At 74.0% G+C, this 26,084-nt stretch carries 26 protein-coding genes and 1 pseudogene; 14 read left to right on the forward strand and 13 right to left on the reverse strand.

Going from position 1 to position 26,084, the window contains the following annotated elements; translation table 11 throughout:
• Nucleotides 1–24 precede the first annotated feature (24 nt).
• Both AB0937_RS36550 and AB0937_RS36555 read right to left on the reverse strand, forming a co-directional pair.
• Nucleotides 25–456 carry a DUF3618 domain-containing protein gene (locus AB0937_RS36550; protein WP_366718194.1) on the reverse strand — a complete coding sequence of 144 codons (432 nt, stop codon included), beginning with the start codon at nucleotides 454–456 and terminating at the stop codon, nucleotides 25–27.
• On the reverse strand, nucleotides 453–824 hold the full coding sequence (locus tag AB0937_RS36555; RefSeq protein ID WP_366718300.1) for a phage holin family protein: 372 nt from the start codon (nucleotides 822–824) through the stop codon (nucleotides 453–455). The genes AB0937_RS36550 and AB0937_RS36555 overlap by 4 nt, the downstream gene beginning before the upstream one ends.
• A gap of 221 nt (nucleotides 825–1,045) precedes the next feature.
• Here AB0937_RS36555 and AB0937_RS36560 point away from each other — a divergent pair, with 221 nt between their 5' ends.
• Entirely contained in the window at nucleotides 1,046–1,495 is a 450-nt protein-coding gene (locus AB0937_RS36560) for an SRPBCC family protein (protein WP_366718196.1), read from the forward strand.
• Between the two features lie 73 nt (nucleotides 1,496–1,568).
• On the opposite strand, the gene AB0937_RS36565 is transcribed toward AB0937_RS36560, so the two are convergent.
• Nucleotides 1,569–5,900, reverse strand: coding sequence for a cation-translocating P-type ATPase (locus tag AB0937_RS36565; protein ID WP_366718198.1), 4,332 nt, complete (start codon nucleotides 5,898–5,900; stop codon nucleotides 1,569–1,571).
• A gap of 16 nt (nucleotides 5,901–5,916) precedes the next feature.
• The gene (locus AB0937_RS36570; protein WP_366718200.1) at nucleotides 5,917–6,465 is read right to left on the reverse strand and encodes a hypothetical protein; all 549 of its coding nucleotides are present in this window, start codon (nucleotides 6,463–6,465) and stop codon (nucleotides 5,917–5,919) included.
• 292 nt (nucleotides 6,466–6,757) lie between these two features.
• Between AB0937_RS36570 and AB0937_RS36575 the strand changes: the two genes are divergently transcribed.
• The 5 genes from AB0937_RS36575 to AB0937_RS36595 all read left to right on the forward strand — a co-directional run bounded on the left by AB0937_RS36575 (nucleotide 6,758) and on the right by AB0937_RS36595 (nucleotide 11,931).
• Nucleotides 6,758–7,435, forward strand: a complete 678-nt coding sequence (locus tag AB0937_RS36575; protein ID WP_366718202.1) for a nucleotidyltransferase family protein — start codon at nucleotides 6,758–6,760, stop codon at nucleotides 7,433–7,435.
• Between the two features lie 10 nt (nucleotides 7,436–7,445).
• On the forward strand, nucleotides 7,446–7,733 hold the full coding sequence (locus tag AB0937_RS36580; RefSeq protein WP_366718204.1) for a hypothetical protein: 288 nt from the start codon (nucleotides 7,446–7,448) through the stop codon (nucleotides 7,731–7,733).
• The gene (locus tag AB0937_RS36585) at nucleotides 7,730–8,491 is read left to right on the forward strand and encodes a metallophosphoesterase (protein WP_366718206.1); all 762 of its coding nucleotides are present in this window, start codon (nucleotides 7,730–7,732) and stop codon (nucleotides 8,489–8,491) included. Before AB0937_RS36580 ends, AB0937_RS36585 begins: the two co-directional genes overlap by 4 nt.
• A 237-nt stretch (nucleotides 8,492–8,728) precedes the next feature.
• Nucleotides 8,729–10,393 (forward strand): alkaline phosphatase D family protein, encoded by a 1,665-nt coding sequence (locus AB0937_RS36590; RefSeq protein ID WP_366718208.1) that lies wholly within the window; start codon nucleotides 8,729–8,731, stop codon nucleotides 10,391–10,393.
• A 173-nt stretch (nucleotides 10,394–10,566) separates the two neighbouring features.
• Nucleotides 10,567–11,931, forward strand: a complete 1,365-nt coding sequence (locus AB0937_RS36595; protein ID WP_366718210.1) for a carbohydrate-binding protein — start codon at nucleotides 10,567–10,569, stop codon at nucleotides 11,929–11,931.
• Nucleotides 11,932–11,938: 7 nt separating this feature from the next.
• On the opposite strand, the gene AB0937_RS36600 is transcribed toward AB0937_RS36595, so the two are convergent.
• Complete coding sequence (locus AB0937_RS36600; RefSeq protein WP_366718216.1) at nucleotides 11,939–12,181, reverse strand: hypothetical protein; 243 nt, start codon at nucleotides 12,179–12,181, stop codon at nucleotides 11,939–11,941.
• 134 nt (nucleotides 12,182–12,315) lie between these two features.
• The gene (locus AB0937_RS36605; RefSeq protein ID WP_366718218.1) at nucleotides 12,316–12,750 is read right to left on the reverse strand and encodes a hypothetical protein; all 435 of its coding nucleotides are present in this window, start codon (nucleotides 12,748–12,750) and stop codon (nucleotides 12,316–12,318) included.
• A gap of 108 nt (nucleotides 12,751–12,858) precedes the next feature.
• On the opposite strand from AB0937_RS36605, the gene AB0937_RS36610 reads away from it, so the two are divergent.
• The 3 genes from AB0937_RS36610 (at nucleotide 12,859) to AB0937_RS36620 (ending at nucleotide 14,179) form a co-directional block, all read left to right on the forward strand.
• Nucleotides 12,859–13,029, forward strand: coding sequence for a hypothetical protein (locus tag AB0937_RS36610; protein ID WP_366718220.1), 171 nt, complete (start codon nucleotides 12,859–12,861; stop codon nucleotides 13,027–13,029).
• Nucleotides 13,030–13,093: 64 nt separating this feature from the next.
• On the forward strand, nucleotides 13,094–13,627 hold the full coding sequence (locus AB0937_RS36615) for a DoxX family protein (protein ID WP_366718222.1): 534 nt from the start codon (nucleotides 13,094–13,096) through the stop codon (nucleotides 13,625–13,627).
• A gap of 75 nt (nucleotides 13,628–13,702) precedes the next feature.
• Entirely contained in the window at nucleotides 13,703–14,179 is a 477-nt protein-coding gene (locus AB0937_RS36620) for a hemerythrin domain-containing protein (protein ID WP_366718224.1), read from the forward strand.
• On the opposite strand, the pseudogene AB0937_RS36625 reads toward AB0937_RS36620, so the two are convergent.
• From AB0937_RS36625 to AB0937_RS36640, 4 genes and pseudogenes are all read right to left on the reverse strand, one after another.
• A pseudogene (locus tag AB0937_RS36625) lies at nucleotides 14,160–14,576 on the reverse strand (glycosyltransferase family 9 protein); the annotation flags it as partial. The gene AB0937_RS36620 and the pseudogene AB0937_RS36625 overlap by 20 nt on opposite strands.
• A 31-nt stretch (nucleotides 14,577–14,607) precedes the next feature.
• Entirely contained in the window at nucleotides 14,608–16,461 is a 1,854-nt protein-coding gene (locus tag AB0937_RS36630) for a carbamoyltransferase N-terminal domain-containing protein (RefSeq protein WP_366718226.1), read from the reverse strand.
• Between the two features lie 61 nt (nucleotides 16,462–16,522).
• On the reverse strand, nucleotides 16,523–17,488 hold the full coding sequence (locus AB0937_RS36635) for an NAD-dependent epimerase/dehydratase family protein (RefSeq protein ID WP_366718228.1): 966 nt from the start codon (nucleotides 17,486–17,488) through the stop codon (nucleotides 16,523–16,525).
• A gap of 210 nt (nucleotides 17,489–17,698) precedes the next feature.
• Complete coding sequence (locus tag AB0937_RS36640) at nucleotides 17,699–18,226, reverse strand: hypothetical protein (RefSeq protein ID WP_366718230.1); 528 nt, start codon at nucleotides 18,224–18,226, stop codon at nucleotides 17,699–17,701.
• 558 nt (nucleotides 18,227–18,784) lie between these two features.
• Between AB0937_RS36640 and AB0937_RS36645 the strand changes: the two genes are divergently transcribed.
• Nucleotides 18,785–19,417 (forward strand): hypothetical protein, encoded by a 633-nt coding sequence (locus tag AB0937_RS36645; RefSeq protein WP_366718232.1) that lies wholly within the window; start codon nucleotides 18,785–18,787, stop codon nucleotides 19,415–19,417.
• The gene (locus tag AB0937_RS36650; protein WP_366718234.1) at nucleotides 19,414–19,947 is read left to right on the forward strand and encodes a hypothetical protein; all 534 of its coding nucleotides are present in this window, start codon (nucleotides 19,414–19,416) and stop codon (nucleotides 19,945–19,947) included. Before AB0937_RS36645 ends, AB0937_RS36650 begins: the two co-directional genes overlap by 4 nt.
• A gap of 14 nt (nucleotides 19,948–19,961) precedes the next feature.
• Here the strand turns inward: AB0937_RS36650 and AB0937_RS36655 are convergent, their stop codons facing one another.
• Nucleotides 19,962–20,285 (reverse strand): hypothetical protein, encoded by a 324-nt coding sequence (locus AB0937_RS36655; protein WP_366718236.1) that lies wholly within the window; start codon nucleotides 20,283–20,285, stop codon nucleotides 19,962–19,964.
• 216 nt (nucleotides 20,286–20,501) lie between these two features.
• Between AB0937_RS36655 and AB0937_RS36660 the strand changes: the two genes are divergently transcribed.
• The gene (locus AB0937_RS36660) at nucleotides 20,502–21,356 is read left to right on the forward strand and encodes a fructosamine kinase family protein (protein ID WP_366718238.1); all 855 of its coding nucleotides are present in this window, start codon (nucleotides 20,502–20,504) and stop codon (nucleotides 21,354–21,356) included.
• Nucleotides 21,357–21,360: 4 nt separating this feature from the next.
• On the opposite strand, the gene AB0937_RS36665 is transcribed toward AB0937_RS36660, so the two are convergent.
• Nucleotides 21,361–23,019 (reverse strand): catalase, encoded by a 1,659-nt coding sequence (locus tag AB0937_RS36665; protein WP_366718240.1) that lies wholly within the window; start codon nucleotides 23,017–23,019, stop codon nucleotides 21,361–21,363.
• A gap of 124 nt (nucleotides 23,020–23,143) precedes the next feature.
• Between AB0937_RS36665 and AB0937_RS36670 the strand changes: the two genes are divergently transcribed.
• Nucleotides 23,144–23,758, forward strand: coding sequence for a hypothetical protein (locus AB0937_RS36670; protein ID WP_366718242.1), 615 nt, complete (start codon nucleotides 23,144–23,146; stop codon nucleotides 23,756–23,758).
• Between the two features lie 96 nt (nucleotides 23,759–23,854).
• Here AB0937_RS36670 and AB0937_RS36675 read toward each other — a convergent pair whose 3' ends face one another.
• Entirely contained in the window at nucleotides 23,855–24,091 is a 237-nt protein-coding gene (locus AB0937_RS36675) for a hypothetical protein (protein WP_184854429.1), read from the reverse strand.
• A gap of 330 nt (nucleotides 24,092–24,421) precedes the next feature.
• Here AB0937_RS36675 and AB0937_RS36680 point away from each other — a divergent pair, with 330 nt between their 5' ends.
• Complete coding sequence (locus AB0937_RS36680; RefSeq protein ID WP_366718244.1) at nucleotides 24,422–26,065, forward strand: ATP-binding protein; 1,644 nt, start codon at nucleotides 24,422–24,424, stop codon at nucleotides 26,063–26,065.
• The last annotated feature ends 19 nt before the right edge of the window (nucleotides 26,066–26,084 follow it).

Genomic DNA, 26,084 nt, shown 5'->3' on the forward strand with positions numbered 1-26,084 from the left:
GACGGGGCCCGGTGTCGCTGTCGCTCAGCGGTTTCCGCGACGGCGGATCAGCAGGACGGCCACCGCGAGCGCGCCCGCGCCGGCGAGCAGGGCCGCCCGGTGGTCGCGCACCGGCTGCGGGGCCTTGTCCTGCCAGAGCTGTTCGGCCTGTGCGGCCTTCTCCTTGGCGCCCTGAGCCGCGGAGGCGCTCTTCTGCTTCACCGGCTCGGGCAGCTTCTCCTCCACGGTGTGGGCGAGATGCGCGGCCTTGGCCCGGGCCTGCCCGCTCCACTCCTGGGCCTTCGCCCCGGCCTGTTCCCTGACCGCGACGGCCTTCTCCCGGGCGCGGGTCTTGACATCGGCCCGGTCCGCCAGGGCCTGGACGGTGTCGCCCAGTTCGTGGCGGGTGTGCTCGACCTGCTCGCGCAGCTCTTCCTGGCTGCGGGCGGTCGGCTCGTCGTGCGGGGGCTGGGTCATCGGTGTGCACTCTCCTTGATCTCGGCCACGTCGGCCTTCACGCTGTCGATGGTCTGCTGCGGGGCGGGCGGAGCGGCGCTGCGCACTTCCTTGCGGCCGGCCAGCGCCGTCAGGCCCGTGGCGACGGCCAGCACGCCCGTGACGATCAGCGCCGCCGCCCACACCGGCAGCGGGACGGCCAGGCCGGCGATCGCCGTGGCCACCAGGGCCTGCAGGGTGACGAAGCCGAGTACGCCGGCCCCGCCGAACAGGCCGCCGCCCTTGCCGAAGCGTTTGCCCTTCTCGGTCATCTCCGCCTGCGCGAGGCGCATCTCGCCGCGCACCAGGTCGGTCAGTTGCTCGGTGGCCCGTTGCACCAGCTCGCCCACCGGTTCGTCACCGGCCGCCGGCGCGCTCCCCGGGCGAGAAGCGGCGGGGGCCGTGCGGTGCGTGTCCTCCATGGCGATCACCTCCCGGTCCGTAGTTCCCGGCCGAGTACCAGCGAGAGCGGAAAAGACACCTGGTCGGACGAGTTGCGCTGACGATGAGTGAGCGGCGCGAGATCTGGTACCCGTCGCCCCGCTCACGTACGAGAAAGGGAGGTATCGCCTTGTCGCAGGTAGAGGAATCCATCGAGGTCCGCGTGCCGGTGCACACCGCGTACAACCAGTGGACGCAGTTCGAGTCCTTCCCCCAGTTCATGGACGGCGTCGAGCGCATCGAGCAGCGCACCGACACCCTCACGCACTGGGTGACGAAGGTCGGCGGACAGGCACGGGAGTTCGACGCGGAGATCACCGAGCAGGTCCCGGACGAGCGGGTCGCCTGGACCACCGTGGGCGGCGAGACGCGGCAGGCCGGTGTGGTGACCTTCCACCGCATCCAGGACGACACGACCAAGGTCATGCTGCAGATGGACTTCGACCCCAGCGGTGTGGCCGAGACGGTCGGCGACAAGCTGGGCTTCGTGAAGCGGCAGGTCTCCGGTGACCTGAAGCGGTTCAAGCAGTTCATGGAGGCGCGCGGGACGGAGACCGGCGCCTGGCGCGGCGAGGTCTGACCAGGAGTGAGGAGGCCGCCACCACTGCTCGTGGTGGCGGCCTCCTGCCGTGTGCTCTCTCCCGTGCGAGCCCCTACGTCGCCACCGGGGCGGCGATCCCGCTCTGGAAGAGGTGCCGGGTATGGCGAACCAGGTCGTTGAGGCGCAGGGCGAGTTGCGCCGCGGCGTCGTAGAGGGCGTGGACGGCCCGGAGCCGTTCGAGGCGGGGTGCCAGGGCCGACAGGGCGATGGCCAGGGCGACTCCGGCCCAGGCCACGGGCCCGAGCGGGGTGCAGCCGAAGAAGTGACTGACGCCGGGGGTCTGGACGAGGGCCGCGAGGACGGCGGCCGAGCCGAGGGCCGTCACCCACACCAGTCTGCTGTGGCGCCGCCCGGAGAGGGTCTGCACCAGCTGGGCGCCGACCACACCGCACAGGGCCATGGTGGTCGAACGGCGTTCGGTGCCGGGGGTGAGGCGGCCGATGAGGTACGCCGTGACCGCGCCGAGGCAGGTGGTGATGCCGCGGCGGCGGATGGAGCGCAGCAGGGGCGCCCCGAGGACGTCGAGACCCATCGGGCCGGTCGCGGCGTGCTCCGCGGTGGAGGGGTCGCTGCTGGGCGTGACCGCCACGGCCATGGCCGGGAACATGTCGGTGAGCAGGTTGACCAGCAGCAGCTGACGGGTCGACAGAGGGGACGCCCCGGCGAGCAGGGTGCCGAGGACGCTGAAGCCGACTTCACCGGCGTTGCCGCCGATGAGGATGCTCACCGCGTCGGCGACGCTGCGCCACAGGGCACGGCCCTCGGCGACCGCGTCCACGAGGACGGACAGATCACCGGTGGTGAGCACGAGGTCGGCGGCGTTGCGGGCGGCCGCCGAGCCGCGTGACTCGACGCCGACCCCGACGTCGGCCGCGCGGATGGCGGCGGCGTCGTTGGCGCCGTCACCGGCCATCGCCACGACCCGTCCGGCCTGTTGCAGGGCCTCCACGACGTGCAGCTTCTGCTCGGGCGCGACCCGGGCGACGACGCCCGCGCCGCGCAGGACCCGCACGCGTTCGCGGCGTCCCATGGCGACGAGCTCGTCGCCGGTCACCGCCTCGGTCTCCTCCGGCCAGCCCAGCTGCAGGGCGATGGCGCGGGCGGTCTCCGGGTGGTCGCCGGTGAGCATGACGGGCAGGATGCCGGAGCGGCGCAGTTCCGCGAGCAGGGCGTGCGAGGTGTCGCGCGGGACGTCCGCGAGGGCGACGAAACCGCTGAACTCCAGGTCCGCGAGCGGCGCGTCGAGTTCGGCCTCGGCCTCGTCGGACCGGCAGGGGCGGCGGGCGACGGCGAGGACGCGCAGCCCCTGCCCCGCCAGCTCGTGGGCGGTGTCCGAGGCGTGGCCGGGCAGGTCCCGGCAGGCGGGCAGGATCGTCTCGGGGGCGCCCTTGACGACGAGGAGTTCGCCCATGTCCGGGGCGCCGTCGCGGCCCACCGCGGCGGCGTAGCCCCGGCGGGTCTCGAAGGGCAGCTCGCCGGTGGGCGCCCAGTCCGGGTCGGGCGGGGCCACGTCGAGGACGGCCTCGTCGGTGGCGTGGGCGACGCGGCGGCCCTGACCGGTCTCCTCCTGGGGGCAGGCGCGCGCGGCCAGCCGCACGATCGACGCGGCCCGTCCGTCGTCCGTGGCGAGGACGGTGCCGTCGGCGGTGGCGACGCGGACCATGCGCAGTCTGTTCTCGGTGAGGGTGCCGGTCTTGTCGAAGCAGACGGTGTCGACCCGGCCGAGCGCCTCCAGGGTGCGCGGGGTACGGACCAGGACGCCGCGGCGGGACAGCCGGCGGGCCGCCGCCATCTGCGCGACGGTGGCGACGAGCGGAAGGCCTTCGGGCACGGCGGCGACCGCGACCGCGACACCGCCGCTGACGGCGCGCCGGACGGGGCTGCCGCGCAGGAGCGACAGCCCGGTCACGGCGGCGCCGCCGGTGAAGGTCACCGGCAGGGCCTTGCGGGTCAGTTCCTGGAGCCGGGCCTGGACGCCGGCGGGGGGCGGGGTGCGGGCGGCGAGGGTGACGGCCCGGCCCGCCTCGGTCTGGTCGCCGGTGTTCACGACGAGGGCGGTGGCCCGTCCGGCCACGACGGTGGTCCCCTCGAAGACCATGCAGGTGCGCTGGGCCACCGGCAGGCCGGGGGTGGCGTCGACGGTCTTGGTCACCGGCAGGGACTCGCCGGTGAGCGCCGACTCGTCGACCTCCAGGCCGTCGGCCTCCAGCAGCCGGGCGTCGGCGGGTACGACGTCGCCGGCGCCGAGACTGATCTCGTCGCCGGGCCGCAGCCGGGCGGCGTCGACGGTGACCGTGTGCCTGCGGCTGTCCTGTTTGCGGGCCTTGGGCTGCTGCCGGGCGGCGAGCCGGGCCAGGGCCTGTTCGGCGCGCAGCCGCTGGAGTCCGCCGGTCACGGCGTTGAGGTCCATGGCGCCGACGACGAGCAGCGCGTCGACGACCGAGCCGAGGAGCGCCGAGGCGACGGCGCCCGTGGCGAGGACGGGGGTCAGCGGGTCGTCGAGTTCGCGGCGTACGGCACCGGCCGCCTGCCACGTCCAGCGGGCGGGGGCGACGGCCGGGTGCCGGGTCAGACGCCGGGCCTGCCGCCGGGAGCGGTCGGCGAGGAGGGAGAGGCCCCGGGGCTCGCCGTCCTGGTCGGCGCGGGTCAGCCGGTCGCGGGCCTCGTGGGGTTCGAGGGCGTGCCAGGGGATGTGCAGCCGGGGCGGGGGCGGGGTGGCCCGGGCGACGCGGACGGCCTCGAACCAGCCGGTGAGCAGGGCGTTGGCAGCGGCGATGTTGACGGGGGCGTGCCGGGTGAGCGGCCACAGCAGGTGGCGGCCCGGGGGCTGTCCACCGCGGGCGACCAGGAGCCCGGAGAGGGCCGCTCCGGCGCGGGCCAGGGTCTGCGACCGGCGTCCGACGCGCCGAGCCGCGGGGATCGCCGTGAGCAGCCGCCACACGTCGGCGAGGCCTCGCGGGGCCAGCACGTCGACGCCCCAGGAGACGGCCGCCCGTCCGTCGGTGAGGGCGATGGCCACGTCACCGGCGGGCAGCCCGGCCGCGAGTTCTCCTTCGCCGGACTCGTCCAGGCGGGCGACGGTCACGACGACCCGCCCCTCGGCCTGCAGGGCGCGTACGACGTCAGCGAACGGCTCGGCGCTCGGGGCGACCTCGTCGGCGAGCCGGGTGATGTCCTTCAGGTCGGAGCCGCCCGCGATCACGACGTGCAGCCCGGCACGGCGGGCGGCGTCCAGGACGGCCTCGGCGAAGGGGTGGACCGGGTCGTCGGGCAGGCCGTCGTCGGTCTCGTCCTGCCGCAGGCTGCGCAGGGCGTCGGCGTGCAGGACGAGGGCGTCGGCGATCTCCAGCTGCCGCAGGCGCTCTCCGTTGCGCAGCAGGATTCCGTCGTGGGCGAGGAAGGTGCCGAGGGTCGCGCCGAAGGCGGCCGGTCCGTAGCGGGCCGCCTTGGGGGAGCCGGCGAGCACGGCTTCGGCGGCGTCCCGGGCGCTGTGCGTGACGAGGAGGGTGGCGGCGGCGCCGGCGAGGCTGCCCGTGCTGGCGTGGGAGGCGTACGCGGCGGCGGGGGTCACCTTGAGGGGCGGCCGGGCGTCCTCGGGGCAGGCCACGCTGGTGCGCCGGTGGTGGCAGACGTCGTCGTGCAGCGCCTCGAAGGTCGCGGCCCTGGCCACCGCCTCCGTGAGCTGGTTGCCGCGCAGGATGCCGTCCAGCACGAGGGCCAGCGGGGTCTGGCCGATGCCGTGGGCGGCGGCGTTGGCGGCGGCGAGGACGACTTCCATGCCGGATGTGCCGAACCGCTGCCGGAGCAGGGCCCGGAAGCGGGGGTTCTCGCGCAGGAGCGTGACCGTGGCGGTGACGACCCGCGAGGTGGGCGGCAGCCGCAGCGACCGGCCGGCCAGGGCACCGGCCGCGCCGGCGGCGTCCAGCAGGATCGCCGCCGCGGTGACGCGCACCTCGGCGGGGTCGCCGGGGTGGCTGGTGTCCCGGAGGTTCGGGTCGACGCCCTCGGCGAGGCCCAGGCGGGTGGCGAGGGCGGTGGCCCGCTCGGTGACGCGGTCGGTGGCGGCGTCCTCGGCCACGGTGACCACCAGACGGCTCAGTCCTCCGTCCCAGTACGCCGTGAGGACGTCCGGGTGCTCGACCAGTTCCTCGGCGACCCGGTGGGCGAGTGTCCCGGTGTCGCCGTCGGGGTGCCGCAGCGCGAGGTGGAGGCGCTGCCCGGCCGTCCAGTGCTGTCCGCCGGTCAGGGCGTTGCGTGCGACGTTGCGGACGCGGCGCGTGGTGTCGTAGGCGGACGTCACGGACCGGGCGGTGCCGCGGGCGGCGCCCGCGGCGGCCCCGGCCACGGCCCCGACCAGCGGGGTGATGTCGAAGGCTGTGAGCATCTGCGGTCGCCCCGGTTCAGCCGGTGGAGCGGCTGTCGTGCCCGTGAGGCTGCTCCTCGCCGTGGTGCGCCGTGGCCTCGGCGACCTGCTTCAGGGCGGAGGCGGTGGCGGTGTCACCGACCTTGGCGGGCTGTTCGCGGACGTGCTGCTCCGGCCGCTCCTGCCGGTAGTGGGAGGAGGCCAGCTTGCCGCCGGGGCCGTACGCGGAGGTGTCCTCGTCCTGCGGGGCGGTGTCACCGGAGCGGCGGTCGCCCGGTGTGCCGGTGCGTGTTCCGCCGTTCGGCGACGTGCCGTCGGACTGCTCTCCGGGCCGCGGCCGGGTCAGCCAGGCGACGGCCGCCCCGGTCACCGCCACCGGCCACTCCACCACTCCGGCCACGCCGAGCACCCCGGCGCCGGCGTAGACGGCCATCCGGCGGCCGCGCGGCGAGACCGCGCCGATCCTGTCGAGCGCGTCCGTGGCCGCCCTGCCCACCCGCTCCGCGCCCGGCAGGTGCCGCAGGCCCGAGGCCACGGCCCGCAACGGCTGCGGAAGATCGGACGAACGTGATGTCTCCTGGTTCATGGCGACCTCCACAAGCGCGTTGCCCAACGGTGCGATCCGGTTTTCCCGTCTTTCGCCCTATATTCCGCTTTTGTAAAGGTATGCGCTTGTATTGTTCGGCCGCGCCGTCGGTCTTGTGCGGCCGACACGTCCGGTCCTGGCCGGCCGCATGCCAGAGGACTGTCTCGCCGCCGGAGCGCGGAAGCCGTCCGTGTCGGGTCGGGAACGCCGGGTACCCAGTGCAGGCACACAGGCCGTCTCGGGTCCGGACACCGCACGGGAGCGGAGTGTCCGGTTCGGCGAAGGAGTGCTCATGACGCAGAACGGTGATGACGCGACGCTCGTCCGGCGACCGGGGATCCCCGACCTCCGGACGGCACCGGACGGTGCCGAGCCCGCGCCACCACAGGACCCGCAGGCGGACCAGCCGCTGCAGGAACTCCCCCAGGACCGCAACCAGGCGCTCCTGGAAGCGGCGAAGCAGGTCGGCGCCCTGCTGAAGCGCAAGGGGCACCTGTTCGCGCTGGCCGGCAGCGTGGCCGCGTACGCCCACGGCGGCGAGAAGAACCTGCAGCACGACGTCGACTTCGCGATCCGCCCCGAGGACGCGGAAGCGGTGGCGGCCACGCTCCACGAAGCCGGACTGACGGTCTACACCCCGCCGGAGGACTGGCTCATCAAAGCCACCTGCTTCGGCCAGCCGGTCGACATCATCTTCGAACTGGCGCACCGGCCCGTCGGCGCGGACATGCTGGAGCGGGCGGAGGAGTTGCCGGTCGACTCGGTACGCATGCCGGTGCTGGCCCCGACCGATCTGCTGTGGAGCCTGACCGCCGCGTTCTCGGAGCACCACTGTGACTTCGGGGCGGCCCTGCCCATCGCACGCGCCCTGCGGGAGAAGGTCGACTGGGAGAGGGTTCGGCGCGAGTGCGGGGACGAGCCCATGCCCGCGGCCTTCTTCTTCCTCCTGGAGCGTCTGAACGTCATCTGAAGGAGCGCCCATGAGCACCCACGGTCCCCAGGACCCGGGCGGCGGGCCGCCGGCCGAGAACCTGGACTACCGCATCGCCCACCTCCAGGACCGCCTCGCCTCCGGCGAGCTCGGCGAACTGGGCGTACGGGTCGAGGCCTGCGGCGGGTCGGTACTGCTCACCGGCGCCGTGCCCTCGGCGCCCTGCCGTGACGAGATCCTGCGCACCGTCCACGAGGAGCTCGCCGGATTCCCCGTGCACAGCGACCTCGTGGTCACCGAGGCGACCTCCCCCGACCACGCGGAGGAACTCTCATGATCCGCATCGCAGCCGTCGGAGACATCCACATGGGGCCCGGCAGCCAGGGCGTGCTCCGCCCCGCCTTCGAGACCCTGCCCGAATGCGCCGACCTCCTGCTGCTGGCCGGGGACCTCACCCGGCACGGCACGCCCGAGGAGATGCGGGTGGTGGCCCGGGAGGTCCAGAACCTGGCCGTTCCGGTCGTCGCCGTGCTCGGCAACCACGACCACCACGACGACCGCCCGGACGAGGTCATGGCCATCCTCCGGGACGCCGGCGTCCATGCCCTGGAGGGACAGGCGACGATCGTCGAGAGCGGCGGGGCGCGGATCGGAGTCGCCGGGACCAAGGGGTTCGGCGGCGGCTTCGTCGGCCGCTGCGCCGGGGAGTTCGGCGAGCCGGTGATGAAGGAGTTCGTCCGGTACTCCCGCCGGAGCGCCGACGGGCTGCGGAGCGCACTGGAGCGACTGGCCGAAGAGGGCTGTGACGCGCGGATCGCCCTGACCCACTACTCCCCCGTGGCGGACACCCTCGCGGGCGAACCGCTGGAGATCTATCCGTTCCTGGGCAGCTATCTGCTGGCCGAGGCGATCGACACCGCCGGCGCCGACCTCGCGGTGCACGGGCACGCGCATGCCGGCACCGAGCACGGCTTGACGAGCGGAGGCGTGCGGGTGCGCAACGTCGCCCAGCCGGTCATCGGACGGGCCTTCCATGTCTACCACCTGCCGGTCCGGGAGCCCGCCGCGACCGGCGCCGCCCAACGGGCCCGCTGAGCGGGCCCTTCCCCCTTCTCTCCCCCTTCCGCCGTCGGCGTTTCGCCGGCGGCGCTTTCTGTTGCCCTCCACCGGCGCGCAAAGCCGCTCGGGTACCGCCTGTGGTGTGAACCCCCCGCACGTCGCGCCCGTTTCAGGCATTTTGCCTGTTTAGCGTGCGAACTCCGCGCTCCGCACATCGGCGATGTCCCCACGCGTCCGCCCGGGGCGCGCATGCCCCGTACGAGAGGACATCAGATGGCGCTGACGAGCCGTCACAAGACGCTCACCGAGCATGCTTCCTCCCCGCACGACGCCGAACTGCGCAGCGCGGCGCCGCACCTCGCCCGCCGTCGCTTCCTGACCGTCGCGGCAGCCGCCACGATGCTCGCGTTCACCACCAATCGGCCCGCCCGCGGCGCCACCGCCGCCCCCGAACTCGACGCGGCCCGGATCACCGTCAACCCGTTCACCCTCGGCGTGGCCTCGGGGGACCCTCTGCCGGGCTCGGTGCTCCTGTGGACACGGCTCGCGCCCCAGCCGTTCGCCGAGGACGGCGGCCTCGGCCAGGAGCGGGTCGAGGTCTGCTGGGAAGTGGCCCTGGACGAGTGGTTCGTCATCGTCGAGCAGGAGGGCACGGCCACCGCCCACCCCGAGTACGCCCACAGCGTGCGCGTCGACGTCAAGGGCCTGCGGCCGGGCCGCGAGTACTACTACCGGTTCCGCGCGGGCACCTGGATCAGCCCCGTGGGCCACACCCGTACCGCCCCGGCTCCGGGAACCGACACCGACACGCTGCGCCTGGCCGCCGTCGCCTGCCAGGACTACCGGGACGGGTACTACACCGCCCACCGGCATCTGGCACAGGAGGACGTCGACGTGGTCTTCTTCCTCGGCGACTACCTGTACGAGTACGCCGTGGACTCCGCCGGCGGGGCCCGCCGCTACACCGACCGCACACTGCCGGACATGTTCAACCGCGAGGCGACCACCCTCGCGGACTACCGGCTGCGCTACGCGCTGTACAAGAGCGACCCGGACCTGCAGGCCGCGCACGCCCGGCACCCGTTCGTCCTCACCTGGGACGACCACGAGTCGGAGAACAATTACGCGGGTGCCCACGACGAGAAGGGCAGCCCACCGGAGGAGTTCCTGTCGCGACGGGCCGCAGCCTACCGGGCCTACTGGGAGAACCAGCCGCTGCGCGCCGCGCAGTTGCCCAACCGGCCCGATGCCCGGCTGTACCGCCGGCTGGCCTGGGGCTCACTCGCGCAGTTCGACATTCTCGACACCCGCCAGTACCGCTCCGACCAGGCCTTCGACGACCGCCCGCACGCGCCGGGCCCCGAGTCGGACGATCCGGCCCGCACCCTCACCGGTGCCGATCAGGAGTGCTGGCTGCTGGACGGCTGGCGGAAGTCGAGCGCGCTGTGGCACGTGCTGCCCCAGCAGGTGTGCTTCTCCCAGCGGAAGTTCGACCTGGCCGAACCCGCCCGGGTCTCCATGGACGCCTGGGACGGTTACCGGGCCTCCCGCGACCGCGTCATGGCCGGTGCCAAGGCGGCGGGCGTCGACAACTGGATGGTGCTCACCGGGGACGTCCACGTCGGTTACGCCTTCGACATCAAGGAGAACTTCGACGACCCGGCGTCCAGGACGGTCGGCACGGAGTTCACCTGCACCTCCGTCGCCAGCGGCGGGGACGGCACCGAGAAGCCGGGCGACTGGGACACGTACATGAAGGCCAACCCGCACATGAAGCACTTCGACGGCCGGCGCGGCTACGTCCGGGTCGAGCTGGGCCGTGAGAACGCCCGGGTGGACTTCCGGACCGTCCCGTCCATCACCACGCCCGGGGGCGGCGTCTCGACGACCGCGTCCTTCGTCACCGAGGTGGGATCGCAGGGCCTGCAGTCCGCCTGAGCGCCCGCCCCCGTCCTCCGGCCCCGTCCCGTACTGCACATGGCGCCCTTCCCGGCACCAAAGCGCGAACCGTGGCGGCCCGGAACATCACCGCGGGCCGTAGCGGCAAGGCCTTGCGCAAGCTCCACCATGATCGCTGTTACCGGGCACCTTGCTCGAAGGAGACACATCGTATGGTCCACAGACATGCCGTGACCGGTCGCCGGGTGGCCCTGACCGCGCTCGGCGCGCTCGCCGCCACCGGGATCCCCGCCGTCGCGGCCCAACCGGCCCCCGCGGCGGGCCCCGTGCCCTCGGCCGCCCAGACCCTCGGCGCCGACCGGCCGTCGGCCCCGGTGCTGCGCGCTCTCGAGCGCGACCTCGGGCTGACCCCGGCGCAGGCGTCCCGGCGGCTGGTCAACGAGGCGGAGGCGGGCGCCCGGGCGGGACGGCTGCGCAACGCCCTGGGCGACCGCTTCGCCGGGGCCTGGCTGCGCGGCACGACCTCGCAGGAACTCATGGTGGCGACCACGGACGCCGCGGACGTGCCCGCCATCAAGGCGCAGGGCGCGAAGGCGGCCGTCGTGAAGAAGACGCTGCGCGATCTGCGGGCCGCCAAGCAGAAGCTGGACGCGGCCGCCGCCCGGGTCGGCACCCGCGAGACACCCCTGTGGTACGTGGACATCCCGGCGAACCGTGTCGGGGTGGAAGCCGCGAGCAAGACGGCGGCCGCGGCGTTCGTGCGGGCCGCAGGCCTCGACGGCGAGAGCGTGAGCGTACGGGTCACGGCGAACCGGCCGCGGCTCATGGAGGACGTCACCGGCGGAGACGCCTACTACATCGACGGCGCCGCCCGCTGCTCCGTCGGCTTCTCCGTCACCAAGGGCGAGCAGGAGGGCTTCGCCTCGGCCGGTCACTGCGGCAAGCGGGGCGCCAGGACGACCGGACACAACAACGCGGACCAGGGCACGTTCCAGGCCTCCGTCTTCCCCGGCGAGGACATGTCGTGGGTGGCCGTGATCGACCCCTGGAAGGCCACGCCGAACGTGAAGGGCGCGGGCGGGCAGACGGTCGGGATCGCCGGGTCGGTCCAGGCGCTGGTCGGCGCGGCGATCTGCCGCTCGGGCTCCACCACGGGATGGCACTGCGGCACGGTCGAGCAGCACGACACGAGTGTCAGTTACGCCGAGGGCAGGGTGGACGGGCTGACCCAGACGACCGTGTGCGCCGAACCGGGCGACTCCGGCGGGCCGTACGTCTCGGGCGTGCAGGCGCAGGGGGTGACGTCCGGCGGCTCCGGCGACTGCAGGACCGGCGGCACGACCCTCTACCAGCCGATCAACCCGCTGCTCAGCGAGTTCGGCCTCACCCTGAGAACCACCGGGGCGGAGACCTCGGCGCCGCAGGACAACGCCGCCGATACGTGGGCCGCCGGCCGGGTCTACGAGCCCGGGGCCGTGGTCACGCACGCGGGTGTGCGCTACCAGTGTCTGCAGAGCCACCAGGCCCAGGGTCCGTGGGCGCCTGCCGACACCCCTGCCCTGTGGCAGCGGGTGTGACGAGGAGTCAGGGCTGTCCGGCGCCGGCGCGGCACACGCCGGCGCCTGACCGGCCCGGCCGGTCCTCGGCGAGCGGCACGTACGCGGTCGCGACGAACGGGTCGTGGGCGCGCAAGCGGCGGGTGCGGACGGTGGCGAGCGCCGTGCCGGCGCCGGACCGGAAGCCCGGGAGCGCCGGCTGGCCCTGGGGCGCGCCGTGGAAGTACATCGGCCCGGCTTTGGGGTGACGGAACCAGGCGATGGTGTGCACGTGCTGGTGCGTCCGGTCCCACCGGAGCGCCGGCCGGCGTACCGAGCGAAGGGGCCCGGCCCTTCGCTGCCTGCACTCGGGACGCCGGTCGGTTCCTCGGAAGGCACAGCATCGTCTCCCACTGCTTCGGCATCTCACCCGCGAGGGGTCGCTTCGCGCGCCACGACCCGAAGCGTCTGCACCGACGCATCGGCCGCGTCCGGGATCAGGACCCCGTGCTCGGCACCGCTGCGCAGATAGTCCAGCACCGCGTCGGTGACGACCTCGCCGGGTGCCACCACGGGGACGCCCGGCGGGTACGGACTGATCGTCTCCGCGGCGATACGGCCCGCGGCCCGCTCGGCGGGCACGTGCTCCACCGGGGCGAAGAACGCCTCGCGCGGCAGCATGGCCTGTTCCAGCTCCAGTGCCGAGGGCTCGGGCAGCCGGACCGGCGAACGCCGCTCGACCGAGTCCGCGTGCTCGACGAGGGCGCGCAGCGCACCCAGCAGGACTTCCTCGGTCTCGTCGTCGTCCGCGTGGGTGACCGAGGCACTGACCCGGCGGCTGTCCGACCCGCCGAGGTCCACGTGGCGGTGCTCGCGTAGTCACTCCACGGCCTGCATGCCGCTCAGGCCGAGCTTGCGGACATCGACGTCAGCACACGGGTCCCCGCCATCGAACCCTTCGTCGCGATCATGGGCGAGGACGGCTCCGGCCACACCCCGCAGTTCGCCGAGGCGGCCGCCTCGCCCCGGGCCCGCGAGGTGCTGATCGCGGCGACCGAGGCACTCGCGTGCACCGCCGCCGACGTCCTGCTGTCCGGGTCGCTGCGCGAGGAGGCATGGGCGCGGCACCGGGCGGTGTGAGTGGTTCGGCTCCGGCTGGGGAACCCGGCGAGCGCTGTACCCATCCGACTCCCTGGAGAGGGCCATGAGTCTGTTGCGTGTGCTCGGCCGCCCCTTGCTGGCCTCGATGTTCCTCACGGGCGGTATGAACTCCGTCCGTGCCCCGGAGCAGGTCGCCGACGCCGCCGAGCCTGTCGTCCAACCGGTCACCGAGCGCGTCCCGGCCCTGCCGGACCGCACCGAGCAGGTCGTACGGCTCAGCGGCGCCGTACAGGTCGCGGCGGGGCTGATGCTGGCCACGGGACGTGTGCCGCGTCCGGCCGCGCTGGCCATCGCCGCCACGCTGGTGCCGACCACCCTGGCGGGGCACCGTTTCTGGGAGGCGCAGGACCCCGAGGAGCGGGCGCAGCAGCGCATCCACTTCTTCAAGAACATGTCCATGCTCGGCGGGCTGCTGATCGCCGCCGACGACACCGGTGCCCGCCCCTCGCTGGTCTGGCGCGGCGCCCACGCCGCCCGGGGGCTGCGGCGCGACGCGGGTCTGGTGCGCCGTTCCGTGCGGGCCACCGCGCGGCCGGCCGCCGCGGCCGGGCGGGTCCGGGCCAAGCTCCCCGGATGAGCCGGCGGTGCCCGCCGCGGCACGGCACGTTAACCCCCTGGGGCCGGGGGGACCCGCACGCTGAAGGTGAAGGACATGGGACACGGAGGAAACGTCATCGAGGAGCTGGTGACCGATCACCGCGAGGTCGAGGAGCTGTTCGGCAAGATCGAGGCACTGCCGTCCGGCCACCGGGACCGCAAGGTGTACGCCGACCAGGTCACGATGGAACTCGTACGGCATTCCGTGGCCGAGGAGGCCTATCTCTACCCGGCCGTGCGCGAGCACGTGGCGGGTGGGGACGCCCTCGCCGACCAGGAACTGAAGGACCACGCCACGGCCGAGCAGATCATGAAGGATCTGGAGGGCTGCGGCCCCGGCGACGCCGACTTCGACCGGCTGGCGGGCATGCTGATGAGTGAGATCCGCTCGCACATCGCCGACGAGGAGGGCAACCTCTTCCCGCGGCTGCGGCAGGCCTGTCCGATGGACACGCTCAACGAGCTGGGCGACAAGGTGCGCAAGGCCAAGAAGACCGCCCCGACCCGGCCCCGTCGGCGCTCCCGCCCGTGACCACGACGCGGTGTCCCGCCTCGGACAGGGCGGCCACGGCCCGTGCCGCCCGGCCGGGCGTCCAGGTCCGGGCGGGCACGGCCGCACCGGGGTGGAGCACGACGTACGGTCCGGGGCCGGTGAGGTGGCCGGTGCTCGGCGGCGGCAGGACGCGCAGCCGGCCGTCGTCGCCTGACGGGAGCGCGAAGCCCTCGGCGCGGGCCAGGTCGAGGGCGGCCAGGGCCTCGTGACGGTGTGGTCTCCTGCGGTGCCGGTGGTCGAGCAGCGCTCCCGGGGAGTCCTCGCAGTCGGCGGCGGTCCCTCCGATCCCGGCCAGCTTCAGCAGCAGGGCGGCCGGCAGCGGGCTCTGGTGGTACGACACCAGCACCAGTGCGCGGTCGAAGCGGCCCGCCGTGAGCGTCTCCCTCAGCCGCCGGGTGCCGGCGCCGTCATGACCGCAGCCGTTCCCTGGCCGCGGAGCGGGGCGCGGGCGCCGGCTCACCGTTCCCGAACGGGGCGTACCGCCGGGCCTTGCGGTGGGTGACCCGCCCGCGCAGCCAGTGCCAGGTCGCCGCGGGTGGGACGAGCGCGCTGGTCACCGTCATGGTGAGCACCTCGTCGCGGGTGCCCGGCCCGGGCAGGATGCGGGCGAGGGCGAACTCGGCGGTACCGGCCAGCCAGGCAGCGGCGCACGCGGCGGCGGCACGGTGCCGGCCGAGCAGGGCGCAGCCGAGGGCCGTCACTCCCGCTCCGGTCACCGCCAGGTGCAGGGGAAGGCGCCCGCGGTGTGCCTCCGCCCGGCGCCACCAGTGGCGGCCGTGCAGCCGGGTCATCAGTACGTCATCGGCGTTGCCGGCCTGGAGCCGGAGGGAGATCCAGCGTCCGGCCCGCCGCACGGGGTGGGTGGTGGTGCGCCGGCCGACCGTGAGCGCCCAGTCGGCGTCGAGCATGCGCAGGGCCAGGTCGGCGTCCTCCCGGAAGGCCCGGCGGAAGCGTTCGTCGAATCCGCCGACGGCCGTCAGCGCCGCCCGGCGGTACGCCATGTCGGCGGTGATCCAGCGGGCGGCGGCGAGTCCGGCCGTGTTGCGTTCCCAGTCCGTGGGCCGCCGGTCGACCGGCAGGGGGACCTCGATCCGGGCGGTGATCCCGGCCGTGCGCTCGGTCGCCGCCGCCAGGTCGAGGGTCAGGTCGTCGCCCCAGGTGGGCCCGGGGACGACGTCGTCGTCGAGGAAGACGATCCAGGGCACGTCCCCGGCGGCCCGCCAGCCGAGGTTGCGTGCGGCGGCGGGTCCGCGCGCGCCGCCGGGGACGACGATGGTGCGTGCGCGCAGGGACGGTGGGACGTCCGCGGTGAGGGGGACGCCGCCGGTGGCGGGCCGGTCGTCGACGAGGACCACCCGGACGGGACCCGGCCCGCTCGCCGCGGCGAGGGCGCGCAGGCAGGCGCCCAGGCTGGGCCGGCCGAGCGTCGGGATCACGACGGCGTACGAGGCGTCGCCCCTCAGGGCTTCGGGTTCGGTCATCGGGGGCCTCCGGCGTCGTCGCTGCGGGGGTCGGGTCGGAAGAGGTCGCCGCGCCGGATCGCGTACGGGCCGATGGCCAGCAGGTCGACGGGCGAGGAGCCGAAGCACTCCAGGGCGTCGCGCGGGTCGTCGGCCATGGCCCGCCGGCGGTGTTGAGGCTGGTGTTGACGACCACGGGCAGCCCGGTGAGCCGTCAAAGGAGCGAAGGAAGCCGAGGTGCTCGGTGAGGTCCTCGTAGACCAGACCGAGGGAGTGCGGCAGGTCCTGCGCGTGCAGCGCCTCCAGGCGGTCGCCCACGCGGCGCGCGGCCAGGTGGGAGGCGCGTTCGCCACGGCCGTCGAGGACGAGGACGGAGGAGTTCCGGGCATCCGGTGCGGCGAAGGCGCTGGAGGCGGCGTGGGCCATGTGGTGCGGCACGAAGCGGACGCTGCCGGGGTCGAGCCCGGGCAGGGCGGTCGTCAGGAAGCCGGGTGCCTCGCGGGCGTACGTCAGCCTCAGGTGGTCCCAGGGGTCGTCCAGGCCCATGTCCTCGGCCGGACGGGCGAGTCGGGAGTCGAAGGAGTAGGTGACCGCGTCGAGGTCCTGCGGGCGCAGTCCGGCCCGTGCCAGGCACCAGGCGGCGGCCCGCTCGGGCAGTTCCCAGGCGGAGAACGGCAGGGGTCTCTTGCCGTGCTTGCGCCGGGAGAAGCGCTCCTCCTCCGCGGCGGCGACGGTCCGTCCGTCGATCACCAGGGCGGCGGCGGGGTCGTGGAAGAGGGCGTTGATTCCGAGGATGCGCATGGGGAAGGCGGGCCTTTCGGCGGTCGGGACACCGGACGCGATGGTGTGGGCTGCCCGGGGTTCACGCCTCGATGGCGGCCTCACGGAACCAGGCGATCGTGCGCCGCAGCCCCTCCTCCACACGCACCTGCGGTTCCCAGCCGAGCTTGTCGCGGGCCAGCGTGATGTCCGGGCAGCACACGGCCGGGTCGTCCACCGGGCGTTCGATGTAGCGGATGTCTGAGGGCGAGTCGGCGAGTTCGACGACCAGGCGCGCCAGGTCGAGCATGGTGATCTCGGTCGGGTTTCCGATGTTGACCGGGCCGCGCATGCCGTGGGCGGCGGCGCCGAGGATGCCGCGCACGGTGTCGTCGACGTAGCACAGCGACCGGGTCTGGCGACCGTCGCCGGTCACGGTGAGGGGCTCGCCGGCCAGGGCCTGCCGTACGAAGGTCGGTACCGCGCGCCCGTCGTGGCCGCGCATCCGGGGGCCGTAGGTGTTGAACAGCCGCACGATGCAGGTGTCGGTGCCCTCGGCGTCGGTGTGAGCGGTGGTCAGCGCCTCGCCGAAGCGTTTGGCCTCGTCGTAGACGCTGCGCGGCCCCACGGGGTTGACGTTGCCCCAGTAGCGCTCGTCCTGGGGGTTCTGCTGGGGGTCGCCGTAGACCTCGGAGGTCGAGGCGAGGACGAAACGCGCCCGGTTGGAGTGTGCGAGCTCCAGAACGTTGCGGGTGCCGAGGCTGCCGGTCTCCAGGGTGTGCAGCGGGAGGCGCAGGTAGTCCGCGCGGGACGCCGGGGAGGCGAAGTGCAGGACGAGGTCCGGACGCCGCCTGATCCGCAGGCCCTCGGTCACGTCGGCCTGGACGAGCGTGAAACCGGGGCGTTCGAGCAGCGCCGATATGTTCTCGGGCCGGCCGGTGCTGAAGTCGTCGACGCAGGTGACGGCCGCGCCCGCGTTCAGGAGGGCGGCGCACAGGTGAGAGCCGACGAACCCGGCACCACCGGTGACGACGGCGTGCTCCCAGTTCTGTGAGAGGGCGGTGGTCATGTGGGGTGTCTCCTCCGTCGGCGGCGGCGCGCGGCACGACGGTCGTGCCCCGGCCGGGGGGTGGGGCCGCCAGGGGGACCGTCGAGCCCACGCTCAGCGTCCGCCGACCGTGCGGGCACGGCACGGCCGCCTACGGCAAACCGGTGAGTGACGGAGGGTGAGAGGCGTGACGGGACGCTGTTCTCACAGGTCAGCGCGTTGCACCCGGTGTCAGGCGATCAGCGCGCGGCCCGGGTTCAGGCGGTCCAGGAGTTGCTCCTGGTGCAGGCCGGCGACGGGGGCGAGCAGGTCGGGGTGGCGCAGCAGGGCCGCGGCGTCGCGGTCACTGTCGTCGGGGGCGAGGAGCCGGCGGAACTCGGCGGGTGCGCCGGCTGTGCGGCTGCCGTCGGCGAGCGCGGCCACCGCCCGGTCCGCCAGTTCCGGATCGGTGAGCAGGCAGGCCGCCCAACTGGCCACGACCTCGTCGACCCAGGTTCGCCAGGCCTGCGCGTCCAGGTCGTCGCCGAGGGCGGCGTCGGCGCCGGTGACCCAGTCGAGCCGCCCGGAGCCGCCGGGGCCGGACACCCCGAGCAGGGCGGCGTCCATCGCCGTCGGGTACCTGAGCCGGGCGGCGGCCGTCACGGCCTGCCGGGCCTGGACCTCGCACAGGGCGGAGGCGAGCGCGCCGCCGGAGGCGGGGAAGGCGCGGATCAGCCACTGGGCGGTCGCCGCGATGACAGGGGAGAGGTCTGCGTGCACTGCCGGGCCGTCCGGGGGGGAGGGAGCGGGAATCTGGTCGTAGACGGTAACCGCCGCTCACCGTCCCCCGACGTGACCGGGACCTCGTCCGGGACGTGGCCTCGACCACACCGCCGACGCACCGGACGTCGTCCGTGCACGTCGCCGCCGCCCGGCCCCACAGACCGGCCGCACCGGCCTGCGCCCACCAAGCCGCCGCCCCGTAGACCGGTCACACCGCCGAGGCCCCACAGCCCAGCCGCACCGCCGACGCGCCGCCAAGCCACCGCCCCACAAACCAGCCACACCACCCACACCCCGCCAAACCACCGCCCCACAAACCAGCCACACCGCTTACGCCCCGCCACAGCCCGGCCGCGCCGCCGGCGCCTCGCCGTCCCGCCCCCAGTCATCACGCCCCTGCACCTCCTCCCCCTCCGCGTACCTCCTCCCCCTCCGCGCCGCCGTGCGCAGCGGTGGTGCCCGTTTCGCCGGGGAGGCGTCGGGCACCCGGCCCGCGTGTTCTCCCACGGGTCGAAATCCGCAGGTCCGGCGCGGCGCGCAGGCGCACGGTCGGCGGTGCGCTCGCTGCGTTTCGACGGCTGGATCGCCGGGATCGGCACGGCGTCCGGCACCCGTGTGGTGCTCGGCCACTGGCCCCGCTCGCCGTTCGGGCCGTTCAGTGACGTGATGGTCGAGGAGGCCGGCGGACACCGGCTGCTGCTGGCCCCCACGCGCGAGACGGCGGACTTCGTCGCCGCCACGTACGTCTTCGACGAGGTGCGGGTCGCACCGGTCGAGGTGCGCGTCACCGACCGCAGGCACTGGGCCGTCACGTCCCCGCAGTTCCGGCTGGGCTTCACCACCGGCCGCCGGAACCTGCCGGGGCTGGCGCTGCGGGCGGTCCCGGGGCGGCTCGCGTCCCGCCCGGGCTGGATCGCGCTGTGGGACCGGCCCGCACACCTGCTGCTGGGGGCACACACCCACGCCGGCGCCCGGGCCGGACGGCATCAGTGGTACGGGGCCAGGGATCTGCACCCGGTCACCTCGGCCACCGTCACCCGCAAGGGCGAGAGCCTCGGCGCCCTCGCCCCGGTCGAACCCCCCGTGCGCTTCGGGACCGGCTCGACACCCCGCCCTCCCTGTCTCGTACGGGTCACCACGACGGTGACCGTGGAGCAGGGCCGGAGTACGACAGGAGGCGCGTCATGACGGAACAGCGGACGGATTCGCCGGGCGCCCAGCGTGCCCCGGCCACCGACATGTCCCTGCTGGGCATCTACCTCAACGACCATCTCGCCGGTGCCACCGCCGCGACCGCGCGGGTGCGCTACCTGCTGCGCTCGTGCGCCGGCTCGCCGCTCGCCGACGCGCTGGCCCCGGTCGCCGACGAGATCGCCGACGACCGGTCGAGTCTGCTGAGCATCATGCGGCGTCTGGACGTCCCGGTGCGCCGCTACAAGGTCTACGCGGGCCGGGCGGCCGAGCAGGTGGGACGGCTGAAGAGCAACGGCAGCCTGATACGGCGTTCCCCGCTGAGCACCCTGTGGGAGCTGGAGGCCCTGGCGCTCGGGGTGGAGGGCAAGCTGGCCGGCTGGGAGACGCTGCGCGATCTGGCGGCCACGGACGAACGTCTGGACCGACGGCGGCTCGACGAGCTCATCGACCGGGCCGGGCGGCAGCACGCCACGCTGGAGGCGCTGCGCCACCGGCAGGTGGAGGTCGCCTTCCGAGGAGCGTGAGGAACCGGGGCCGGCTACCAGAACCTGCTGCTGAGGGCGGGCTGATGGGTCAGCTGTACGGCGTCGCGCAGCCGCAACGCGACGCTGATGGTGGCGCGCAGGGCGGACGGGCGAACCGTCTGGGCGGTCTCGGTGGCCAGGACCAGCAGGCAGGCCGCCGCCTGTTCGACGACCGAGACCGGCAGGGTGAAGTCGTTGTCGGCGGCCTCGCGGAACGCCTTCAGCGGGACCGCGGCTCCGTCGACGGCCCGGTGCGCGGCCTGCTCCAGGTGCTGTGCGGCCTGTTCGCACACGGGGGCCGGCAGGGCGATGGTGCGCTGGAACGGTGAACTCGTCATGACCCGACTGCTCCCCCGGCGGTGGCCGGTTCTGTCGCCCGGCGGCGGGATTTCACCGTCCCGCGTGACCGGCGGGTGGCGAATGTCCCGGAATCCCGGGGAGCGGGCCCGGACGGGGCCGGTCTGCGGCCGTGTCGGCCGCCGGCACCGGGGACCGCCGCACCGCACAGGAGATCCACACTGGAGCGCGGGTCCCAGGACTGACAAGGAGCTCTCATGACCGTCCGTTCGGAAGTCGTCGCCCGGCTCACCGGGCGGGCGGTCAGCGGTGAAAGGCCGCTGTCGGCGGCCCTCGCCGAAGTCACCCTGGACGACGGACGGGTCGTGGTCGTCAAGCGGTGCGACGCGCCGGGGGCGGCCCGGGCCGAGGCGGCGGGGCTGCGGTGGCTGGCCGCCGCCGCAAGCGTGCGGGTGCCGGCGGTGCACGGGCACGAGGAGGGCTGGCTGGTCGTCGACCGGGTCCCGCACGGGCGGCCGGACCCCGAGGCGGCGGTGAGGTTCGGGCGGGACCTCGCGACGCTGCACGCCGCCGGGGCGCCGGCGTTCGGGGCGGCGCCGCCGGGCGGCCCCGTGGACGCGTACATCGGGCTCGCGCCGATGCGCAACGAACCCGGCACCGACTGGCCGCGCTGGTACGCCGGGCAGCGTGTGCTGCCGTATCTGCGGCGGGCGGTCGACGAGGGCACGCTCCGGTCCGGTGAGGCGGCCGTCGTGGAGCGGCTGTGCGAGCGGCTGCCGGAGCTGGCGGGACCGGCGGAGCCGCCCGCGCGGCTGCACGGCGACCTGTGGAGCGGCAATGTGCTGTGGGCGGCCGACGGAGGGGTCCGGCTCATCGACCCGGCCGCGCACGGCGGGCACCGGGAGACGGACCTCGCGATGCTGCGGCTGTTCGGCTGTCCCTGTCTGGAGCAGGTGCTCGAGGGCTACCAGGAGGTCGCGCCGCTCGCGGACGGCTGGGCGGCGCGTGTCGGCGTGCACCAGCTTTTCCCGCTGCTGGTGCACGCCGTGCTGTTCGGCCGGGGCTACGCGGAACAGGCCCTCGCGGTGGCCCGTTCGGCCGCGGCCGGGTGACCCGTCAGCGGGTCACGACGTGCCGCTCGTCGGGGACGCAGTGGGTCATGGTGAGGCCCTCCACGTCGCGCGGCTCGTTCTTGCCGAGGTCGGCGAGGCGTTCGCGGTCCTCGTCCGTGAGGTCCTGGCTCGCCAGCGGCTCCAGTCCGGCCACGTCCTGCGGGCCGATGCCCAGTCCTTCACCCACCCGCAGACCGAGGTCGTTCTCGACCAGCAGGAAGTGCCAGACCATGCGCTCCTGGATCGCCCGGTCGCACCGGGACAGTTGACCGATGAAGTTCTTCACCAGGTCGTCGCGTTCCCAGCCCTCCAGCAGCAGATAGCGCTGACCGGCCTGGAGGTAGTCGTTGGTGCGCGGGATGCGCTTGCGAGTGAGCCGCCCGGTGATCTCGGGCCCCTGCTCGTCGTGGGTCGGGTAGCGGGCCTCGCGCAGGCCGCCGGTGAGGGACGGCTCGTAGTTGACCTGCGGGTTCTCTCCCCCGCCGTCCACGTGGTACGCCATCTGGCCGTCGCGCTGGTTGGTGCGCACGTCCGCGTTCCTGGCCTGGTTGACGGGGAGTTGCAGGTAGTTCGGGCCGACCCGGTAGCGCTGGGTGTCGCTGTAGGAGAAGGTCCGGCCGACGAGCATCTTGTCGTCGGAGAAGTCCAGTCCGTCGACCAGGACGCCGGTGCCGAAGGAGATCTGCTCGTTCTCGGCGAAGAAGCCCTTCGGCATGCGGTCCAGCACCATCCGGCCCACCGGCTTGGGCGGGAAGTCCTGCTCGGGCCAGGTCTTGGTGTCGTCCAGCGGGTCGAAGTCGAGCTCCGGGTGGTCGTGGTCGTCCATCATCTGGACGAGCAGCTCCCACTCCGGATGGTCACCACGGGCGACCGCCTCGTACAGGTCCTTGGTGGCGTGACCCAGGGTGTCGGCCTGGACGTTGGCGGCGTCCTCCTCGGTCATGCTCCGCACGCCCTGCCGGGGCATCCAGTGGTACTTGACGAGCTTGGTGCCGCCCTCGGCGTCGACCCACTTGTACGTGTTGACGCCGAAGCCCTGCATGTGGCGGTAGTCGGCGGGGATGCCCCGCGGGCTGAACAGGTTGACCAGCATGTGCATGGCCTCGGGGGTCTGCGACATGAAGTCGAAGATGCGGTTCGGCTGCTGCTCGAAGGTCACCGGGTCGGGCTTGAGGGCGTGGATGACGTCCGGGAACTTGATGGCGTCGCGGATGAAGAAGACGCCCAGGTTGTTGCCGACCAGGTCCCAGTTGCCGTCCTCGGTGTAGAACTTGACGGCGAATCCACGCGGGTCGCGGGCGGCCTCGGAGGAGTCGCGCCCGCCGATCACGGTGGAGAAGCGGACGGCCACGTCCGTGCGCCTGCCGCGCTCCTGGAACAGCTTGGCCCGGGTGTAGCGGCTGATCGGCTCGTCGCCCCAGGTGCCGTAGGCCTCGAAGTGGCCGTAGGCGGTGACGCCGCGCGCGTGCACGACGCGCTCGGGGATGCGTTCCCGGTCGAAGTGGCTGATCTTCTCCAGGAACTGGTAGTTCTCCAGTGTGGCCGGGCCGCGGGCACCGACCGTGCGCTGGTTCTGGTTGTCGTGGACCTGATGGCCCTGGCGATCGGTGAGAACCTCGCGGTCGTCGCCCGGAGCGGGGCCGGTACCGGATACGTCCGTCATGGGTGTGGGCTCCTTCGGCTCGTGGCCGCCGCCGGCCGGGCCTGTGCCGCGAGCGGCGCCCGGCCGGTCCTGGCGGGACGGGCCGGGTACCCGGGGGGACGAGGTCACTCACGAGAGGAGAGGGATGCGGCACGTCTACTGGCTCGGAGGGGGCAGCGGCGCGGGCAAATCCACCGTCGCCCGCCGGCTCGCCGACCGGCACGGCTGGCGTCTGTACGCGACCGACGACGTGATGGCGGATCACGCGCGCCGGACCACCGCCGAGGAGGCGCCCTTGCTGCACGCGTTCCTGGCCATGGACATGGACGAGCGGTGGGTCGACCGGTCCCCCCGGACCATGCTGGAGACCTTCCACTGGTTCCAGGGCGAGGGCTTCGGTCTGATCGTCGAGGATCTCGCGCGACTGCCCCGCGACACGCCGGTGGTCGTCGAGGGGTTCCGGCTGCTGCCGCACTTGGTGCAGCCGCTGCTCACCGAACCCGGACACGCGGTCTGGCTGCTGCCCACACCCGAGTTCCGCCGGGCCGCGTTCACGCGTCGCGCCACAGCGGGGGCGGGGTTCACGCACCTGACCGGCGATCCTGACCGGGCGGACCGCAACCTGGCCGCGCGGGACGCCCTGTTCACCGAGCGGCTGCGGGAGGAGACCATCCGTCTGGGGCTGCCCGCGCTCACGGTGGACGGCACGATGACGGAGGACGAGCTGACCGAACGGGTCTGCGGGGTCTTCGGGCTCTGACAAGGGAAAGGCGCCGGACGACACGGGAAGATTGCGGACGGCACGGGAAAGGGCCCGAATCCGCCCGGGGTCCGGGCCCTCGAGGGCCGGTGAGCCTCAGCCTCCGTCGAGGCGTGCGCGCAGCAGCCCCTTGCCCAGTTCGGCGCCCTTGCGGCTGTCCGCCTGGGCCTTGCGGAACAGATCCGCGACCTCGGTGTCCTTGGCGCGCTCCGCGTCCTGGATGTAGCTCTCCAGGCGCAGGGCGTTGCTCAGGCACGCCTCGACGTACCAGATGAGGTTGTAGTCCTTGTCCTGCGTACCGGTCACACCGCCGGTCTCCGATCCACTGCTCATGCGGGCCTCCTTCTCGCGGAGCGGACCTCTTCAGGCGCCGGACGGGTACCCGCCCTCCCCACGCGCACACAGCCCGCGTTCGTCGCGCGCTGCGACCGTCCGGTCACAGCGGCCGGACCCCACGGTCAGACCCCCACGCACCGCCAACTCCCCTCCCCTGTAGGGCAATTCAGACAGTTGACCCGGAAGCCCACAGACACCGATCACTTTCGGAACGAAGTGGCACTCCACCGTGCGAGACCGGTCGATGACGGTGTGTACTGTGCTGCGGGTGGCTCGCCTGAGCACCTCGGACCCAGCCCTGCCCGACTCCCTCCTGGAATCGACTCGATGATCGAAGTACCGGACCTGGCCGTCGGCGCCCTCGCTCTCGGCACACTGTCCGCGTTCGCCCTCGGCGGCGGGCTGCTGCGCTCCCGGCGGCACCTGGCCGCGCAGCGCGCGAAGTCGGCCGCACTCAGGGCCCAGCTCGACGGCACCACACGGGCGTTCATCTCCGAGGTGGAGCATCTGGCGGCACGGCGGGTGCCCGCCGCGGCCCGGCAGGCGGCACACTCCCACATCACCGTGCCCGGCCCGCTCAGCCCGCAGCTGGCCGGCTCGCCCCTGGGATCCGCCCTGGAGCAGGTGTTGAAGGGGCTGCACGCCGAACTGGCCGCGCAGCGCACCCGGATCGACGCGGCGGCACAGGCCGGGATGCGCGGGGCCACCCGGGAGATCCAGGCGGCGCTGTACCGGCTGCAGGACGCTCTGCGGGGACTGCAGCAGCGTTACGACGACCCCGAGTTGGCGCAGACCCTGTTCGAGCTGGACCACGAGAACGAGCAGTCGCTGCGGCGTGCGCAGATCGCCGCGGTGGTGTGCGGAGCCTGGGTGGGTCTCGCCCGGGAGGAGTCCCACCTCGTGGACGCGGTGACGGGCGGCCAGGCCCGGCTCGCCGGCTACCGGCGCGTCCGGGTCGGCAACCACCTCGCGCCCGGTACCGGCCTGGTGTCCCACGCCGTCGAGCCGGTCGCCATCATCGTCGCCGAGCTCCTCGACAACGCGTTGCGCCATTCCGCGCCCGACACCGACGTCGTGGTCCATCTCGAGGCGGTTCACCACGGCGTCTGCGTCACCGTCGACGACGCCGGTCTGGGCATGACGCAGGACGAGCGGGCCCGGGCCCAGCGGATGGTCGCCGGTTCGGATCCGATCCTGCTGACCGAACTGGGGGATCCGCCGCGCATGGGGCTCGCGGCCATCGGCCAGCTGACGCGGCAGTTCGATCTGGGCGTGGACCTGTCGTCACCGTCGCCGTACGGCGGGGTGCGGGCGGTGCTGCGGATCGACAGCCACCTGCTGACCCGGGTCGACCCCGAGGCGGTGCCCCCGGCGGCCAGTGCGCCGCGTTCGACCCGGCGGGAGGCGGCGGGAAGCAATCCCGGAGCCTCTCACGGTCCGGGGCCCGGCACGTCCCACGGTCCTGAGCGCAGCGCGTCCCACAGCCCGGAGCCCGGCGCGTCCGGCGCGCAGCCCGCGTCCCGACCCGCCGCCGTCACCGCGCCGTCCCGGTCCGGGCCCGGTTCCGGTTCCGCGGCGGCCGCCGGGCCCCGCACGCCCGCACCGCTCGCCACCGCGGGCGCCGATCACGGCTACGGCGCGGAGCAGGGCCCCGGTGACGACGCCCCGGCGTCCGGCCACAACGGCCCGCGCGACAGCGGCGGTCTCCCCCAGCGGCGGCGCCGCGGCCGGACCACGGCTGCGGCCGGCCCCGCCGCCGCCCCTGCCCCACCGCGCCGCGCACGGCGTCCCGAGGAGTCCGCCGCCGCCCTCGGCGCCCTCCAGTCGGGCACCGCGGCGGCCCGTACCGCCGCCCGGTCGAACACCGGCGCCGATCCAGCCGTACCTGAGGGTGCCCCGGCCACGACCACGGCCGACACGGCGCCCGAGGACACCGACAGCAACGACCACGAAGGGGGAACGGCTCGATGACCAGCCGCGCAGCGGGGGA

The organism is Streptomyces sp. NPDC047880, assembly GCF_040706515.1.
Lineage (GTDB): Bacteria > Actinomycetota > Actinomycetes > Streptomycetales > Streptomycetaceae > Streptomyces.

What these genes read in the sequence shown, in the direction of transcription:
- AB0937_RS36635 (WP_366718228.1), bottom strand. Translation starts at nt 17,488, where the DNA reads ATGACCACCGCCCTCTCACAGAACTGGGAGCACGCCGTCGTCACCGGT.
- AB0937_RS36660 (WP_366718238.1), top strand. Translation starts at nt 20,502, where the DNA reads ATGACCGTCCGTTCGGAAGTCGTCGCCCGGCTCACCGGGCGGGCGGTC.
- AB0937_RS36590 (WP_366718208.1), top strand. Translation starts at nt 8,729, where the DNA reads ATGGCGCTGACGAGCCGTCACAAGACGCTCACCGAGCATGCTTCCTCC.
- AB0937_RS36675 (WP_184854429.1), bottom strand. Translation starts at nt 24,091, where the DNA reads ATGAGCAGTGGATCGGAGACCGGCGGTGTGACCGGTACGCAGGACAAG.
- AB0937_RS36655 (WP_366718236.1), bottom strand. Translation starts at nt 20,285, where the DNA reads ATGACGAGTTCACCGTTCCAGCGCACCATCGCCCTGCCGGCCCCCGTG.
- AB0937_RS36615 (WP_366718222.1), top strand. Translation starts at nt 13,094, where the DNA reads ATGAGTCTGTTGCGTGTGCTCGGCCGCCCCTTGCTGGCCTCGATGTTC.
- AB0937_RS36630 (WP_366718226.1), bottom strand. Translation starts at nt 16,461, where the DNA reads ATGCGCATCCTCGGAATCAACGCCCTCTTCCACGACCCCGCCGCCGCC.
- AB0937_RS36650 (WP_366718234.1), top strand. Translation starts at nt 19,414, where the DNA reads ATGACGGAACAGCGGACGGATTCGCCGGGCGCCCAGCGTGCCCCGGCC.
- AB0937_RS36595 (WP_366718210.1), top strand. Translation starts at nt 10,567, where the DNA reads ATGGTCCACAGACATGCCGTGACCGGTCGCCGGGTGGCCCTGACCGCG.
- AB0937_RS36585 (WP_366718206.1), top strand. Translation starts at nt 7,730, where the DNA reads ATGATCCGCATCGCAGCCGTCGGAGACATCCACATGGGGCCCGGCAGC.
- AB0937_RS36610 (WP_366718220.1), top strand. Translation starts at nt 12,859, where the DNA reads ATGGGCGAGGACGGCTCCGGCCACACCCCGCAGTTCGCCGAGGCGGCC.
- AB0937_RS36665 (WP_366718240.1), bottom strand. Translation starts at nt 23,019, where the DNA reads ATGACGGACGTATCCGGTACCGGCCCCGCTCCGGGCGACGACCGCGAG.
- AB0937_RS36680 (WP_366718244.1), top strand. Translation starts at nt 24,422, where the DNA reads ATGATCGAAGTACCGGACCTGGCCGTCGGCGCCCTCGCTCTCGGCACA.
- AB0937_RS36575 (WP_366718202.1), top strand. Translation starts at nt 6,758, where the DNA reads ATGACGCAGAACGGTGATGACGCGACGCTCGTCCGGCGACCGGGGATC.
- AB0937_RS36565 (WP_366718198.1), bottom strand. Translation starts at nt 5,900, where the DNA reads ATGCTCACAGCCTTCGACATCACCCCGCTGGTCGGGGCCGTGGCCGGG.
- AB0937_RS36550 (WP_366718194.1), bottom strand. Translation starts at nt 456, where the DNA reads ATGACCCAGCCCCCGCACGACGAGCCGACCGCCCGCAGCCAGGAAGAG.
- AB0937_RS36620 (WP_366718224.1), top strand. Translation starts at nt 13,703, where the DNA reads ATGGGACACGGAGGAAACGTCATCGAGGAGCTGGTGACCGATCACCGC.
- AB0937_RS36670 (WP_366718242.1), top strand. Translation starts at nt 23,144, where the DNA reads ATGCGGCACGTCTACTGGCTCGGAGGGGGCAGCGGCGCGGGCAAATCC.
- AB0937_RS36570 (WP_366718200.1), bottom strand. Translation starts at nt 6,465, where the DNA reads ATGAACCAGGAGACATCACGTTCGTCCGATCTTCCGCAGCCGTTGCGG.
- AB0937_RS36580 (WP_366718204.1), top strand. Translation starts at nt 7,446, where the DNA reads ATGAGCACCCACGGTCCCCAGGACCCGGGCGGCGGGCCGCCGGCCGAG.